Here is a 15,264-nt window from a genome sequence, read left to right as displayed (position 1 = left end):
CAACCGGCCGGTTCGCCGTCTGCGCCCTGGCGGAAGCGGCTCCCCGGCGCGGTTTACTTGTCGCAGTTGGTGTTGGCGGCGCCGAGGAAGGCCGGCGCCTCGCCACCACCGTGCACGGTCAGGCTGGCGCCGCTGATATAGGAGGACAGGGGGGAGCCGAGGAACAGGCAGGCGTCGCCGATGTCCCCGGGTAGCGCCATGCGCCCCAGGGGAATGGTGGCGCCGACCGCGGCGATACCCGCTTCGTCGCCGTAGTGAAGGTGGCTCTGCTCGGTGCGCACCAGGCCGGCGATAATCGCATTGACCCGCACCTTGGGCGCCCACTCTACCGCGAGAGAGGTGCCGAGATTGACCAGCCCGGCTTTCGCCGCGCCGTAGGCCGCCGTGCCGGGTGATGGGCGGATGGTGCTGACGCTGGCGATATTGATAATGCTGCCGCCGCTGTCCTGCTGCTGCATCTGGCGGTTGGCCACCTGGGCGAAATTGAGCGGGGCGATGAGGTTGAGGCGGATGATCGCCTCGGAAAAGCGCGGCGAGGCGGTGGCGGCGTCGGCGTAGGGCGCGCCGCCGGCATTGTTGACCAGCACGTCCAGGCGGCCAAAACGCTCAACTGTGGCGTTCACACAGGCCTCAACCTGCTCGAAGTCGCGTACATCGCAGGGGGTGAATGCCGCCTGGCGGCCTCCGGCTTCGGGCAGGCTGTCCGGCTCGCTGCGCCCGCAGATCATGACTTCGGCGCCAGCTGCCAGGAAACGTTCGCTGATACCGCGGCCCACGCCCTTGCCACCGCCGGTGACCAGGACCACTTTGCCGCTGAAATCGAGAGGGCTGTCCATCGTGGTTTAACTCCTTATTACACAGGTCCGGGCTGTCTTGTGGTCACCTTTTGATTTCCCTAAGATGCCTTGGCCATGCGCATGCTAAACGAATTCGGGGTGCTGGCAAGCGCGGCGCCACAGGGCTGCCCGGGCGTCGCCAGCGAAGCCCCTCTGGTCGCATAATCTGAACTCCTTCCCGATGGAACCTGCCCACAGGACGCAACAATCATGACAACAGACACTCTTCCGGTTCTGGCCATTCTCGGTGGTACCGGTGATCTCGGTACCGGCCTGGCCCGGCGCTGGGCCCAGGCCGGATACCGGGTCATTATCGGTTCACGCACTGCAGACAAGGCGGAGGCGGCGGTGGCCGACCTGCGCGAAGTCATGGCCGAGCGTGGCGTCGCTGCCGTTGCCGTGGAGGCGATGGAAAACCAGGCTGCCGCCGAGGCCGCCGACATCATTACCCTCACTGTTCCATTCAGTCACCAGGCGAGCACGCTGGAACAGCTGAAGCCGGCCCTGCAGGGAAAAATCCTGATCGATGTCACCGTGCCACTGGTGCCGCCGCGCGTCGCGCGGGTGCAATTGCCGGAGCAGGGCAGTGCTGGCCAGATTGCCCAGGAAATCCTGGGGGAGGAGGTCGCCGTGGTGTCCGCCTTCCAGAATGTGGCGGCCCACCACCTGCAGGAAGGGGCTGGCCTGGACTGCGATGTGCTGGTCTGCGGCAACAAGAAAGAGGCGCGCGCCGAGGTGATCAAGCTGGTGGAGGCCGCCGGTATGCGCGGCTTCCACGCCGGCATGATCAATAACGCCGCCGCCGCCGAGGCTCTCACCTCGGTACTGATTACCATCAACAAGCAGTACAGCTGCCATGCGGGTATCCGTATTACCGGTCTGGACCATGCTGAATGAATCCTGCCCTGCAGATCATTCCCCTGCTGGATTTTCCGCTGGTCGCTCCGGGCGATGATCTGGCCGCGCTGGTTGCCGCTGCCCTGCACCACAACCAGCTGGTACTGGAGGCTGACGACGTGCTGGTGGTGGCCCAGAAAGTGGTATCCAAGGCCGAAGGCCGATACCTGCGTCTGGCTGACGTTGAACCTGGCCAGCGGGCGCGGGAGATTGCCGAGCAGGCCGACAAGGATCCGCGCCAGGTAGAGTGCATCCTGCGCGAATCCCGCGAAGTGCTGAGGGTGCGTCCGGGGGTGATTATCGTCGAACACCGGCTCGGCTATGTGATGGCCAACGCCGGTATCGATCGCTCCAATATGGAGCAGCCCGAGGGTGACCCGCGGGTACTGCTGCTGCCCGAGGATCCGGATCGCTCCGCCCGGTTGCTGCGCAAGGCGCTCGGTGCCGGCCCCGGTCGGGAGCCAATGGTGGTGATTAACGACAGTGTCGGTCGCGCCTGGCGCATGGGCACAGTGGGCATGGCCATTGGCTGTGCCGGACTGGACCCGCTCTACAACCAGGTGGGTGAACGCGATCTGTTCGGCAATGTGCTGGAAGTGACCGAGTCGGCGGTGGCCGATGAACTGGCCGCGGCCGCCTCGCTGGTACAGGGGCAGTCCGACGAAGCCTGTCCGGTGGTGGTGGTGCGCGGCGCGCGCCTGCGCCCGGGTTCCGGTGGCTCACAGGCCCTGCTGCGCAAGCGCGAAATGGACTTGTTTCGCTAGTGGCGGGCAGGAGCGAACGCAAGGTCCTGGCCCTGTCCGGCGGGGTGGGCGGCGCCAAGCTGGCGCTGGGGCTGGCCCAGGAGCTGGCGCCACAGGCGCTGGCGGTGCTGGTCAATACCGGCGATGACTTTCGCCATCACGGGCTGCACATCAGCCCCGATATCGATACTCTCCTTTATACCCTTTCCGGGCGCAGCAATCGCGAGCAGGGCTGGGGTCTGGAGGGGGAGAGCTGGCAGGTGCGCGAAGCACTGTCGGCACTGGGGGTCGACACCTGGTTCCAGCTCGGCGACCGCGACATGGCCACCCATCTGTTGCGCACCGGGCTTTTGGATGAAGGGCAGCTCCTGAGTGCCGTGACCCACCGTCTGGCCAGCGCCATGGGCATAGCCACCACTATATTGCCGATGGCCGAGGAGGCCGTCAGCACCGTGGTGCATACCGACGAAGGGGATCTGCCTTTCCAGCACTATTTCGTGCGCCGGCGCTGTGAGCCGGCGGTGAGTGGTTTCAGTTTTCGCGGTTTGGAGCGGGCTCGCCCGCCAGCGCCGCTGCAGCAACTGCTCGCCAGTGGCGCGGTGGCGACGGTGGTGATCTGCCCGTCCAATCCCTTTGTCAGTATCGACCCGATACTCGGTGTGCCCGGCCTGTGGCAGCAAATCGCCGCCCTGCAGGTGCCGGTGCTGGCGGTGTCCCCCATTGTCGGCGGCCGCGCGGTGAAGGGGCCCGCCGCCAAGATGATGGCGGAACTGGGGTTGCCGGTGGATGCGGCCGCGGTGGTGCGCCACTATCGCCAGCGGTATCCCGGTCTGGTTACCCACTTTGTGCTGGATCGGGAAGATGCGGATCTGGCGGAGACCCTGCGCAGCGGTGCCGACGACCACATCGTCGTGCACGACACCCTGATGCAGTCCCTGGATGACAAGCGCCGCCTGGCGCAGAGCGTATTGCAGGAGGCGCGCTGGTAATGCTGCACGCTGTATTGCCGTTGAAAGACCTGGTGGCCGCCAAGACGCGCCTTTCGGGCCTGCTTGGTCCCTCTGAACGCCGCGCCCTGATGCAGGCCATGGCCGAGGATGTATTGTCGGTGTTGAGCTCCCACCCTGCGCTGGCACAGGTGTGGCTGGTGTCTGATGACCCGGGGGCAGGCCTGCTGGCGGGCCACTTCGGTGTTTGTCACCTGCCGGAGTCGACGCTGGCCTGCAGCGGGCTCAACACCGTCCTGCAGGCGGCCTGTGCCAGGGTGGCCGCGGCCGGGGCAGAGCGGATCATGGTGCTGCATGCGGACCTGCCCTGGTTGCAGGCGACAGACATCGACAGGGCGCTGGCCCAGCAAACCCGGCAGGGGGGGCTGCTGATAGCCCCTGATCGCAGCGCGCAGGGCACCAACCTGTTACTGTTCGAGGCCGCCGCTACCCCGCAGTTTCGCTTTGGTCGCGACAGCTGTCGCCGGCACCGGGAAGGCACCGGCAGCTTCAGCCTGTTGCAGCGCGGCGGCATTGCGGCGGATATCGACGAGCCGCGGGACATCGCGGATCTACTGGCGGCATCCGCTATCGGCGCCGCCACCAGTGCCTGGCTGGACCAGCCCGGCCTGCGCCAGCGCCTGACTGTGGCAGTGAATGCCCTGGGGCTGGCAATTACAGCAAATACGCGGGACAGTACGCGCTCGGGGGAAGGTGACGCATGAGCAGCAGTGTGGATGACGGGTTGACTGCGAATATCGGTGCGACGGGCGCAGAAGCGACTGCGCTGCTCGATGCTATCGGGCTGCTCTGGCAGCGCGACCGGGCGCCGGACCGGGAGCAGTGCCTGGCCCTGGCGCAGGTCGAGGACACTGCGGCACTGGCCACGCTGGCCGGCGAGTTGCGCGATCGCGGCCACCGCAACGTCATTACCTATTCGCGCAAACTCTTTTTGCCTCTCACTCACCTGTGCCGCGACGTGTGCCACTACTGCACTTTTGCGCAGACGCCGAAGCGGGTCGAACAAGCCTACATGAGCATCGAGCAGGTGCTAGAGCAGTGCCGTGCAGCGGAACAGCTCGGCTGCCAGGAGGCCCTGCTGACCCTGGGGGAAAAGCCGGAGCTGCGCTACAGTGCCGCGCGCAAGGCGCTGGCAGAGATGGGTTATGCCACTACGCTGGAGTATGTCGAGGCGGTGGCGGCGGCCATTCTGCGGGAAACCACTCTGCTGCCCCATATCAACGCCGGCTGCATGACCGCGCAGGAGATTGCCCGTTTGCGCAAGGTCAGCGCCTCGATGGGCATCATGCTGGAGTCCGCCGCCGAGCGCCTGGGTGAAAAAGGCATGCCCCACTACGGGTCGCCGGACAAGGAACCGGCCCGGCGCCTGGAAACCATTGCGCTGGCCGGCGCGGCGCAGGTGCCCTTTACCTCCGGTATTCTCATCGGCATCGGCGAGACCCGCCGCGAGCGCATCGAGTCACTGCTGGCTCTGCGTGACCTGCACCAGCAGCACGACCACCTGCAGGAAGTGATTGTGCAGAACTTCCGCGCCAAGCCGGGCACCCTGATGGCCCAGGCGCCGGAGCCCGATCTCAACGAGCTGCTGTGGACCATCGCGGTGACGCGCCTGGTGTTTGGCCCCGCCATGAATATCCAGGCTCCACCGAATCTCAGTCCGGGTGTACTGCCTCAACTGGTGGCCGCCGGCATTAACGACTGGGGCGGCGTGTCACCGCTGACCCCTGACTACGTCAACCCCGAGGCCCCCTGGCCCCATCTCGATCGCCTGGCGCAGGAGACGCGCGCCGCCGGCAAGTACCTCGATCAACGTCTGACTATATATCCCGCCTATGCCAACGATGCCGGGCGCTGGCTGGACGAGGGAGTGCAGGGGGCGGTGTTGCGCCAGTCCGACAGCAGTGGATTTGCGCGGCGCGATCGCTGGGCGCCCGGCGAGGATGCAGCGGTGCCGTCGGAAGATGCCACACTGCTGTCCGCCGGCTATCGGCCCACGGCCGCCAGTGCTGAACTGGCGGCGCTGCTGGAGCAGTGCCGGGCGGGGGAGTCGCCCAGTGAAGCCCAGGTAGCCCGCCTTTTCGAAGTGCGCGGGGACGAGTTTGCCCATGTGGTGCGCGCTGCCGATGCGCTGCGCCGGCAAACCTGCGGCGACAGCGTGTCGTACGTCGTCAATCGCAATATCAACTACACCAATGTGTGCTACTTCAAGTGTTCATTCTGCGCTTTTTCCAAGGGCAAACAACACGAAGAACTGCGCGGGAGACCCTACGATATTTCCGGTGAGGAGATCGCCCGTCGCTGTCGCGAAGCCTGGGAGCGGGGTGCGACCGAGGTCTGTATGCAGGGCGGTATTCACCCGGATTACACGGGGCAGACCTACCTCGATATTCTGCGCACGGTGCGCAGCGCCACGCCCGGGATGCATATTCACGCATTTTCCCCGCTGGAGGTATCCCAGGGTGCGGCGACACTGGGGCTGAGTCCGGCACTGTTCCTGCAACAGTTGAAGGCCGCGGGCCTCAACACCCTGCCGGGCACCGCCGCGGAGGTGCTTCACGACGAGGTGCGGGACGTCCTGTGCCCGGACAAGCTCAGCAGCAGCGAGTGGCTGGAGGTGATGGGCGCTGCCCATCAGGCGGGCTTCAAAACCACCGCCACCATCATGTACGGGCACATCGACCGCCCGCGCCACTGGGCCAGGCACCTGCTGGCGATCCGCGAGTTGCAGCAGCGCCACGGTGGCTTCACCGAGTTTGTGCCGCTGCCCTTCGTGCACATGGAGGCGCCGATGTTCCTGCGCGGCCGCTCGCGGCGCGGCCCCAGCTTCCGCGAGGCGGTGCTGATGCACGCGGTGGCGCGGCTGGTATTCCACGGCCTGATCGACAATATCCAGACTTCGTGGGTGAAGATGGGGGCCGCCGGTGTGGCCGCCTGCCTGGCGGCCGGGGTCAACGATCTCGGTGGCACCCTGATGAACGAAAGCATTACCCGCGCCGCCGGCTCCAGCCACGGCCAGGAGTGGGCGCCGGCGGTGATGGAAGAGCATATCCGCGCCGCTGGCCGCAGCCCGCGCCAGCGCACCACACTCTACGGCGATGTGCCGGAGGAGCGCCGCCGCGCCGCCGCTCGCGCCGGGGATCTGCTGGCCGTGGAGAACCAGGCGGCCGGCAAGCTACAGCGCAGCAAATGCCTGCCGGAGCCTGAGCAGGTGGTGATGCTGGCGGCCTGCAACTAGGGGGTGGCGCGAGTGGAAGGTCGCAGCATTGCCCTGGAGTCGAGCTGGCTGGCCCATTTGCAGGGCGAGTTCGAGCAGCCCTACATGCAGCAGCTATCGCGTTTCCTGCGCGCAGAGAAGCGCGCCGGCAAGCGCATCTTTCCCGCCGGCGACGAGATTTTCAACGCCTTCACCCACACGCCGCTGCCCGCGACCAAGGTGGTGATCATCGGCCAGGATCCCTACCACGGCGAAGGGCAGGCTCACGGCCTGTGTTTCTCGGTACGACCCGGGGTAGCGGTGCCGCCCTCGCTGCAGAACATCTACAAGGAAATTCACGCCGAGCTGGGCCACCCGATTCCCTCACACGGCCACCTCACCCACTGGGCCGACCAGGGCGTACTGTTGCTCAACAGTGTGCTGTCGGTCGAATGTGCCAAGGCGGCCTCCCATCAGCGCCAGGGCTGGGAGCAGTTCACTGACCGGGTGGTGGAGGTGATCAACCGCGAGCGCAGCGGCGTAGTGTTTCTGCTCTGGGGCAGCTACGCCCAGCGCAAGGGGGCGGTCATCGACACGCAGCGCCACTGTGTTCTCAAGGCGCCACACCCCTCGCCACTCAGCGCCCATCGCGGCTTCTTCGGCTGCGGCCACTTTGTGCAGGCCAATCAGTACCTGGAATCCCGCGGCGAGACGCCGATCGACTGGTGCATTCCCGACTGAGATGGACCCCTGCCTTCGCCGGGGTGACTCGGCAACTGGTCAGGGCTTCGCGGTATTGCCTTGCTGACCGTCCTGTCCAGCCTCAGAAAGAGCTTCCTCAAGATAGTCCGGCGCCTGCAACTGCAGGCGCGGTCCGTCCGCGTTGCCGAGGCACAGAGGGGCCTGCGCAGCGCTGAGGGATGCGCAGACCAGCAGTGCACAGCTTTGCTCCCCCGTGGCGACAGCGTTGACGACGTTGCCCGCCGCCTGATTGGCGCCCTCTGTGTAGAGTCCGGTGCCAGCCGTCGGTATTTCGGCGGCGTCCACCCTGGCCAGGAACAGCCGGCGCTTGGCCGTGCCCCGGTAGTGCAGGCGGGCAATCACTTCCTGCCCGGTGTAGCAGCCCTTCTGGAAATTGACGAAGCCGGTGAGGTCGTAATTGAGCATCTGCGGCAGGAACGCTTCCACCGTTGCCGCTTCGACGCGGCCGATGCCCGCTGCGATTTCCAGCGCCCGCCACTGCCCCGGCTCCGCCGCCTGCAGGTGCGCCGGCAGGGCCTCCAGCAAATCCTTGCGCTCACTGGAAAGAAACAGTTCGTAACGCTGGCCGGCATCGTCCACCTGCAGCAGTTGATAACCTTCGCCGGCACAACTGCCATGGCGGGCGCCGGGTACCTCGGGTAGCAGGGCCTGCAACGCGGCTTTCACACCCTCGCCCCAGCACCCGATCACCTGCCAGTCCGGCGCGGCATCGATGCTGGCCTTGGAGAACACCACATATTTTTTCAGGCGCTCGGCGGTACCTTCGATGATGTCTGCCCGCAGGCGCAGCAGATAGTGCCCGGCGGCGTCCAGGGTCAGCAGGAAGTCCGCCAGTATGCGGCCCTGGACATTGCACCAGGCGCCGGGGCGGGCGTTGTGGCTGTCCACCTGACGCACATCGCAGGTGGTCTGCCCCTGCAGGAAGGTAGCGGCGTCGGGGCCGCTGACCCGCAGCAGGCTCTCGTGATGCAGTGGGCTGTAGAAGGGAGGCACGCGTGGAAACTCCTGTAGTCGTGGGCGTTGAGGGCAGACCTGTTCCGGTATTGACCGGACGGTCCGCGGCTTGCCGGCATCTGTGTATAATGCCGCGTTTTGATGTTCCCCGAAACGTGCAGGACCTTATGATTCAGGACGAAGAACTTAAACGCATGCGCTGGGCCAGTCGCCGCGGCATGCTGGAACTGGATCTGGTGCTTGAACCTTTCGTCAATCATCGTTACAGCCAGTTGGACGAAGGCGACCGCCGGCGCTATCAGCAGCTGATGGAGTGCGAGGATCAGGAGCTGTTCGCCTGGTTCCTGCGCCGGGAGCGTCCCCGGAATGAAGACCACGCCGCCATCGTGGCGCAGATACTCGAATACGCCCACCGTCGCGACCGCGATTAAACCCTCGTTGCCCGGGCGGCTCTGCGCCGCCGCCTACCGTATCGCCCTGTTGAGCGCCACGCTGCTGCTACTGGCGGACGGCTACTCTGTGCTGGCGGCCATCGGCCTGCTGGTCGCGCTCTGGCTGTGCTGGCCGGCTGGGCAACGTCCCGGCGGGATTCGTGGCGAGGACGGCCAGTGGCTGTTCCACCTGGCAGGGCGCTGGTGCGAAGTGCAAATCGTCGGCCCGGCAATCAGCCCGCCGTGGATACTGGTATTGCGCTGGCGCCGGGTCGGGGGGGAAGAGGGCAGCCCGCGCTGGCTGTATCTCTGGCCCGACAGCCTGGCTGCCGGGCAGTGGCGGGTTCTGCGCCGGGCCCTAGTTTTGCAGGGCGGCGTTAGGCGGCACCAGGATGGTGTCACGGGCGTCCGCTAGTGGCTCCGGGTAGTCCAGTGTGTAGTGCAGGCCGCGGCTCTCCTTGCGCGCCAGGGCGCAGCGAATCATCAACTGGGCCACCATGGCCAGGTTGCGCAGCTCCAGCAGGTCGTTGCTGACCTTGTAGTTGCTGTAGTACTCGGCAATTTCCTTTTGCAGCAGTTCGATGCGGTGTTCGGCGCGCTGCAGGCGCTTGTTGGTGCGCACAATACCAACGTAGTCCCACATGAAGCGCCGCAACTCGTCCCAGTTGTGGGAGATCACCACGTCCTCGTCGGAGTCGGTCACCTGGCTCTCATCCCAGGCCGGAACCGGTCTGGGGGCGGGGGCGGCGTCGATGGTCGCGGCGATATGGCCGGCGGCCGAACGGGCGTAGACGATACACTCCAGCAGGGAGTTGCTGGCCATGCGGTTGGCCCCGTGCAGGCCGGTGCAGGAGGCCTCGCCGACGGCGTAGAGCCCGGCGAGATCGGTGCGCCCGCGGGTGTCGACCACAATGCCGCCACAGGTGTAGTGGGCGGCGGGTACCACCGGTATGGGCTCTCTGGTGATGTCGATGCCGAGCTCGGCGCAGCGCTGGGTTACTGTGGGAAAGTGTTCGTGCAGGAAGTCCGCGCTCTTGTGGGAGATATCGAGGAACACGCAGTCCACCCCGAGGCGCTTCATTTCGTGGTCGATGGCGCGGGCCACGATGTCGCGCGGCGCCAGTTCAGCGCGCTTGTCGAAGCGCTGCATGAAGGGTTTGCCGTCCGGCAGCAGCAGGCGGCCGCCCTCGCCGCGGATGGCCTCGGTCACCAGGAAGGACTTGGCCTTGGGGTGGTAGAGGCAGGTGGGGTGAAACTGGTTGAATTCCAGGTTGGCCACCCGGCAGCCGGCGCGCCAGGCCATGGCGATGCCGTCACCGCTGGCACCATCGGGGTTGCTGGTATAAAGGTAGGCCTTGCTGGCGCCGCCGGTGCCCAGCACCACCGCGCTGGCCAGGAACAGCTCCACATGGTCGCTCTTGCGATTGAGGATATAGGCTCCCTGGCAGCGCCCGTCCTGTACCACCAGATCCACCGCTACCCGGTGGGTGAGGATGTCGATGTTGTCGGCCGCCTGGGCTTTTTCGGTCAGCACCTCGGAAATGGCGCGACCGGTGCGGTCGGCGGCGTGGATGATGCGGCGATGGCTGTGACCGCCCTCCATGGTCAGGTGGAACTCGTCGGCGTGGTCGGGGCGCAGGTCGAAGTCCACCCCCTGGGCAACCAGCCACTCCACGCAGGAGCGGCTGTTGCTCACCGTGAATTCCACCGCTTCGCGCTGGCACAGCCCGGCCCCGGCAGCGAGGGTGTCCTCGACGTGGGAGTCGACGCTGTCCTTGGTGTCGAGCACCGCTGCCATGCCCCCCTGGGCCCAGTAGGTGGAGCCCTGGTTGACGTCGGCCTTGGACAGCAGGGCCACCCGCAGATGGGGGGGCAGCTGCAGGGCAAGACTGAGTCCGGCTGCTCCGGCGCCGATGATCAGTACATCGTACTTGAGGGAGTGGGGCATAGGTGGTTGGCTTGCCGCGTTTGTGGGTGACTTATATGATGTGCCGCAATCATTGACGCGCGTTGCGTTGCGCCGGCGAGTATAAAGCAGGAGGCGATAGTGCTCCAACCACCTCGCAGCTTCCGATCTGGTCGCCGGATCACTACAGGGAATTTCACCGTTGCGGAACTTTTTTCGTTCGTCTGTCTCTTACTGTCGTCCCGTGCGGCGGTGCAGCGAACTATCAGCGCCCTCCGCGGTCTATCGGGACAGTAGATTGAAAAGAACCAGGGCAGGCATGTCCAGGGCTAGTAAGGGGGACAGGACTTGACTGCCGAAGTGACGGACAAGCAGCTCGTCGCCAAGGTAAAGAAGGGTGATTCGCGCGCCTTCGATATGCTGGTGTTGAAATACCAGCACAAGATCCTTGGCCTGGTGAGTCGCTATGTCCACGATGCCGATGAGGTGCAGGATGTGGCCCAGGAGGCTTTCATCAAAGCGTATCGCGCTCTCCCCAACTTTCGGGGCGACAGTGCCTTCTATACCTGGCTGTACCGCATTGCCATCAATACGGCCAAGAATTATCTGGTCTCGCGCTCGCGACGCCCTCCGGGCAGCGACGTGGAAGTGGAAGACGCGGAATATTACGAAGGTGGCGGCGCTTTGCGCGACATCGAGTCGCCCGAGGCCGCGCTCTACGGCGCCGAATTGCAGGCAGTGGTAGAGCGAGCCATCAGCGAATTGCCCGATGATTTGCGCACGGCGGTAACTTTGCGTGAATTTGACGGTCTGAGTTACGAGGATATCGCGGAAGTGATGAGTTGCCCGGTAGGCACCGTGCGCTCCCGCATTTTCAGGGCCAGGGAGGCCATCGACCGACAGGTCAAACAACAGGTGGACGGACTTGGCTGAAGCCCGGTACACCGCTACAGTGACACACATTCGTGCGGCGGCGCGGAGGATATGAGTAATGACTGAGAGAATGCGGGAGTCCCTCTCTGCCCTGATGGACGGAGAGGCCGATGAGCTCGAGCTGGAACGGGTACTCAAGCAAATCGGCGACGACGGCGAACTGCGGGCGACCTGGGTGCGCTACCACGCGGTGCAGGCGGTATACAGCAAGCAGGCTGTGCCCGACCTCTCCATCGATATCTCCGCCGGGGTGCGCGATGCCATCCAGTCTCAGGCAACTTCCGGCGCCCGGCGCTGGCAGGGGCTGTTGCGCCCGGTTGCGGGCTTTGCGGTCGCCGCATCGGTGGCAACTACCGTGGTGCTGGGCGGGCAGCAACTCGCCAGTCTTAACGGCTCGCCAGCCTCGGTCGAAACCGATGTCGCCATGGGCGTATCCCCGGTGGGGATGGTGAACAGCCTGGGAGCGACCTCGGTGCGCGCCAGCTACGGCACCCAGTCGGTACCGGTGCTGCAACCCGCTACCGGGACGGCCTACAGCGAGCTGGCGCGGCAGCGCATGCAGCGCTTCGCCCAGGAACACGCCGAACAGGCCGCGCTGAATACGCCCCAGGGTATGCTGCCCTTCGCCCGCGTCCAGCGCATCACGGAGTAACCGCGGTTTTGCAGCGCTTGCTTCCCCGATTTCCCCTGACAGCACAGGCGCGGCGCCTTAGCCGCTGGCTGTTAGCCGTCGCCACCTCCCTGCCCGCGGCCGCTCTCGCGACTTCCTGCCCCGGCGCCGACCCAGAAGCGCTCAAGTGGCTTGACCGCATGTCCCGCAGCAGTCACCAGGCGGCCTACCATGGCGTGGTCACCCTGCAGCGTGGCGAGGACATGCAGGTGATGCAGATTTCCCACTCTGTCAGCGGTGGCTCCACGTCCGAACAACTCACCAAACTGACCGGCCAGGGTGCCCGCATTGTGCGCGAGGATCACCCGCTGGACTGCGTTCACACCGGCCATCGCCTGTTGCAACTGGGGGCCGCCCTCGGCGCCGGTGAATGCGGGGTCGCCGAGTACTACCGCTTCGATGTCAGCGAGGGCGAGCGCATCGCCGGCCGCCAGGCAGTGCGTATCCGGGTGGAGCCCCTCGATATGTACCGCTACGGCTACCTGATGGAACTGGACAGGGAAACCGGCCTGCTGCTCAAGTCGAGCACCCTGGGGCGCGGTGACCTGGTGCTGGAACGCTTCCAGTTTGCCAATCTGTCCTACGGCAGCCCCATGCCCTCCAGCGCCGATGTGGAAGTGACCCACGAAGTGCTGGGCCACCCCCTGCCGGACAGCGCCATGAGTGCCGAAGATCTGCAGGGCGGCTGGTCGGTGGACTGGTTGCCGCGGGGCTTTGTCCTCACCGAGGCCGAGTCGGCCACCGCCAGCGGCCGGCGCACTTTTACCGATGGCCTGGCTGCATTCTCTGTATTCCTTGAACCCCTGTCCCGTGAAATTCGCTCCGGCGAGGGGATCGCCCGCGAGGGCAGTACCCTGTCTTATACCCGGGGCCTCAGTCTCGGCGGCCAGCCGGTGCTGGTGACGGTGATCGGCGAAGTGCCGGTAAACACCGCCCGCATGGTGGCCGACTCGGTGCGCTGGGCGCGCTGACATGTTGACCGAGCGCGGCGAAGTCTTAGCGGTAGAGCCCGATGCAGTGTGGGTGGAAACCCTGCGCCAGAGCACCTGTGGCAGCTGTGCTGCCCAGAAGGGCTGCGGTCACGGCCTGCTCAACCGCCTCGGCAGCGGCCGGCGACACTACATCCGGGTGCTCCCCGGCAGTGTTCAGCCCGGCGATTGCCGGGTGGGCGACAGCGTCGAGATCGCACTGCCGGAATCGGTGATTCTGCAGGGCTCCCTGGTGGTGTACCTGATACCCCTGCTGGCCATGCTGGCGGGTGCGGCGATGGCCGCCGGGCAGTGGCCGGCGAGTGATCTCGCCGCCCTCGGCGGCGCGGCGGCGGGTTTTGCGCTCGGCCTTGCCGGTGTGCGCCTGCACGCGGCGCGTCACGCCGATGATCCGGCTCTGCAGCCGACTCTGATATCCCGCTGCTCAGCCGCGCCTGTCCGCGTCGAGGCACTTGAACTCGGCTGAGCCGCCCCCAGTTTTTTCTGCACGAATCTCCACAACAGCAAGGATGTCCGTAAGCATGAAAGTACAGACCTACCGACTGTCGGCTGCGCTGCTGCTCGTTTTCTTCAGCCTGCTGGCAACGCTGCCGGCGCGCGCCGCGGCGCTGCCCGAGTTTCGCGAAATCGTGGCCAACAACTCCCCTGCGGTGGTGAAAATCATCGTCGAGCACAGCGCCGCTGGCAGCACCCAGTGGCAGCAGGAGGAAATTCCCGAGCCGCTGCGCCGCTTTTTCGAGTTTCACGGTGCGCCCCGCGGTGGCGGCCGTCCCTCCATGGCCATGGGTTCCGGCTTTATTATTTCCGGCGACGGCTACATTGTGACCAATAACCATGTGGTGGATGGCGCCGACAGTGTGCTGGTGCGGCTGCTGGACCGCCGCGAATACGATGCCGAGGTAGTGGGCACCGACCCGCGTTCGGATCTGGCCCTGCTGCGCATCGACGCCGAGGACCTGCCGGTGCTGCCGCTGGCCAGGGACGAGAATCTGGACGTCGGCGAATGGGTGCTGGCGATCGGTTCTCCCTTCGGCCTCGACTACTCGGTGACTGCCGGTATCGTCAGCGCCATGGGGCGCAGTCTACCGACTGAACAGGGCGAGAACTATGTGCCCTTCATCCAGACCGATGTCGCCATCAACCCCGGCAATTCCGGCGGCCCGCTGTTTAACCTCGACGGCGAAGTGGTGGGCGTGAACTCCCAGATTTTCACCCGCAGCGGCGGCTCCATCGGCCTGTCCTTCGCCATCCCGGTCAGTGTGGTGCACAACGTGGTGGAGCAGTTGAAGGAAAATGGCCGGGTGACCCGGGGCTGGCTGGGCGTCACCATCCAGGACGTCGATCGGACCCTGGCGGAGTCCTTTGGCCTCGACCGCCCCCAGGGCGCACTGATTTCCCAGGTCGCTGAAGATGGCCCCGCGGACAAGGGCGGCCTGGAGGCGGGCGATGTGATCCTGCGCTTCGACGACAAGGACATAGGTACCTCGGCCGATCTGCCCCATGTGGTGGGCCTGATCGCCCCTGGCACCACCGTACCGGTGGAAATTGTGCGCGAGCAGAAGCGCCGCAGCCTGAAGGTCAAGGTCGGCGGGCTGGATGCCGAAGACAGCTATGCATTGACCCCTGGGCGCACAGACGAGGCCCAGGGCGGTCGCCTCGGCGTGGCGGTGGAAGCCGCCAGCCCCGACAGCCTGGAGCGCCTCGGCCTGTCCGGCGGTGTCGTGGTGCGCCAAGTGGCCCCGGGTTCGCCGGCCTCTGATGCCGGTGTGGTGCCCGGCGATGTCATCACCCTGGTCGGCTCCACTCCGGTGACCAATGTCGAGGCCTTCGAACGTGCGGTCGCCAAGCTCAAGCCCGGCTCCTCGGTACCTCTGCGCCTGATCCGGCGCGGCGCGCCAATCTTTATTGGCCTCAAGCTGAAGGACGATTGAGGGTATTTTTCC

16 protein-coding genes are annotated in these 15,264 nt (G+C 65.7%); 13 read left to right on the top strand and 3 right to left on the bottom strand.

All coding sequences use genetic code 11. The features are described from left to right. Positions 1–53 precede the first annotated feature (53 nt). Positions 54–836, bottom strand: a complete 783-nt coding sequence (locus FVW59_RS09745) for an SDR family oxidoreductase (protein WP_148064082.1) — start codon at positions 834–836, stop codon at positions 54–56. Positions 837–1,046: 210 nt separating this feature from the next. On the opposite strand from FVW59_RS09745, the gene npdG reads away from it, so the two are divergent. From npdG to ung, 6 genes are read left to right on the top strand one after another with little or no spacing between them, the layout of a single operon-like run. Next, positions 1,047–1,733, top strand: coding sequence for an NADPH-dependent F420 reductase (npdG, locus tag FVW59_RS09740; protein WP_148064081.1), 687 nt, complete (start codon positions 1,047–1,049; stop codon positions 1,731–1,733). Beyond that, on the top strand, positions 1,730–2,497 hold the full coding sequence (gene cofE / locus FVW59_RS09735; protein ID WP_148064080.1) for a coenzyme F420-0:L-glutamate ligase: 768 nt from the start codon (positions 1,730–1,732) through the stop codon (positions 2,495–2,497). Before npdG ends, cofE begins: the two co-directional genes overlap by 4 nt. Beyond that, a complete protein-coding gene (gene cofD / locus FVW59_RS09730; RefSeq protein WP_148064079.1) occupies positions 2,497–3,465 on the top strand; it encodes a 2-phospho-L-lactate transferase in 969 nt (322 codons plus the stop codon). Before cofE ends, cofD begins: the two co-directional genes overlap by 1 nt. After that, complete coding sequence (cofC, locus tag FVW59_RS09725) at positions 3,465–4,187, top strand: 2-phospho-L-lactate guanylyltransferase (protein ID WP_148064078.1); 723 nt, start codon at positions 3,465–3,467, stop codon at positions 4,185–4,187. Before cofD ends, cofC begins: the two co-directional genes overlap by 1 nt. Continuing rightward, positions 4,184–6,718, top strand: a complete 2,535-nt coding sequence (gene cofH / locus FVW59_RS09720; protein ID WP_148064077.1) for a 5-amino-6-(D-ribitylamino)uracil--L-tyrosine 4-hydroxyphenyl transferase CofH — start codon at positions 4,184–4,186, stop codon at positions 6,716–6,718. The genes cofC and cofH overlap by 4 nt, the downstream gene beginning before the upstream one ends. A 12-nt stretch (positions 6,719–6,730) precedes the next feature. Next, the gene (gene ung / locus FVW59_RS09715; RefSeq protein ID WP_148064076.1) at positions 6,731–7,417 is read left to right on the top strand and encodes a uracil-DNA glycosylase; all 687 of its coding nucleotides are present in this window, start codon (positions 6,731–6,733) and stop codon (positions 7,415–7,417) included. Between the two features lie 39 nt (positions 7,418–7,456). On the opposite strand, the gene ygfZ is transcribed toward ung, so the two are convergent. Continuing rightward, positions 7,457–8,431 (bottom strand): CAF17-like 4Fe-4S cluster assembly/insertion protein YgfZ, encoded by a 975-nt coding sequence (gene ygfZ / locus FVW59_RS09710; protein WP_148064075.1) that lies wholly within the window; start codon positions 8,429–8,431, stop codon positions 7,457–7,459. A gap of 128 nt (positions 8,432–8,559) precedes the next feature. On the opposite strand from ygfZ, the gene FVW59_RS09705 reads away from it, so the two are divergent. After that, positions 8,560–8,823 (top strand): FAD assembly factor SdhE, encoded by a 264-nt coding sequence (locus FVW59_RS09705; protein WP_148064074.1) that lies wholly within the window; start codon positions 8,560–8,562, stop codon positions 8,821–8,823. 7 nt (positions 8,824–8,830) lie between these two features. Continuing rightward, positions 8,831–9,238, top strand: coding sequence for a protein YgfX (locus tag FVW59_RS09700; RefSeq protein WP_148064073.1), 408 nt, complete (start codon positions 8,831–8,833; stop codon positions 9,236–9,238). Here FVW59_RS09700 and nadB read toward each other — a convergent pair. Beyond that, positions 9,182–10,771, bottom strand: a complete 1,590-nt coding sequence (gene nadB / locus FVW59_RS09695) for an L-aspartate oxidase (protein WP_148064072.1) — start codon at positions 10,769–10,771, stop codon at positions 9,182–9,184. The two genes, FVW59_RS09700 and nadB, sit on opposite strands and share 57 nt — an antisense overlap. 306 nt (positions 10,772–11,077) lie before the next feature. Here nadB and rpoE point away from each other — a divergent pair, with 306 nt between their 5' ends. The 5 genes from rpoE to FVW59_RS09670 are packed head-to-tail and all read left to right on the top strand — an operon-like array spanning position 11,078 to position 15,252. Beyond that, the gene (gene rpoE, locus FVW59_RS09690) at positions 11,078–11,662 is read left to right on the top strand and encodes an RNA polymerase sigma factor RpoE (RefSeq protein WP_148064071.1); all 585 of its coding nucleotides are present in this window, start codon (positions 11,078–11,080) and stop codon (positions 11,660–11,662) included. A 58-nt stretch (positions 11,663–11,720) separates the two neighbouring features. Continuing rightward, on the top strand, positions 11,721–12,314 hold the full coding sequence (locus tag FVW59_RS09685) for a sigma-E factor negative regulatory protein (protein ID WP_148064070.1): 594 nt from the start codon (positions 11,721–11,723) through the stop codon (positions 12,312–12,314). A gap of 35 nt (positions 12,315–12,349) precedes the next feature. Beyond that, entirely contained in the window at positions 12,350–13,303 is a 954-nt protein-coding gene (locus FVW59_RS09680) for a MucB/RseB C-terminal domain-containing protein (RefSeq protein ID WP_425468403.1), read from the top strand. Position 13,304: 1 nt separating this feature from the next. Continuing rightward, positions 13,305–13,787, top strand: coding sequence for a SoxR reducing system RseC family protein (locus FVW59_RS09675; protein ID WP_148064068.1), 483 nt, complete (start codon positions 13,305–13,307; stop codon positions 13,785–13,787). Positions 13,788–13,842: 55 nt separating this feature from the next. Then, positions 13,843–15,252: a DegQ family serine endoprotease gene (locus tag FVW59_RS09670; protein WP_148064067.1), complete on the top strand. Its 1,410-nt coding sequence runs from the start codon at positions 13,843–13,845 to the stop codon at positions 15,250–15,252. The last annotated feature ends 12 nt before the right edge of the window (positions 15,253–15,264 follow it).

It is taken from the genome of Parahaliea aestuarii (genome assembly GCF_008064635.1).
Classification (GTDB): Bacteria; Pseudomonadota; Gammaproteobacteria; order Pseudomonadales; family Halieaceae; genus Parahaliea; species Parahaliea aestuarii.
This window is presented reverse-complemented; position numbering and strand designations above follow the sequence as displayed.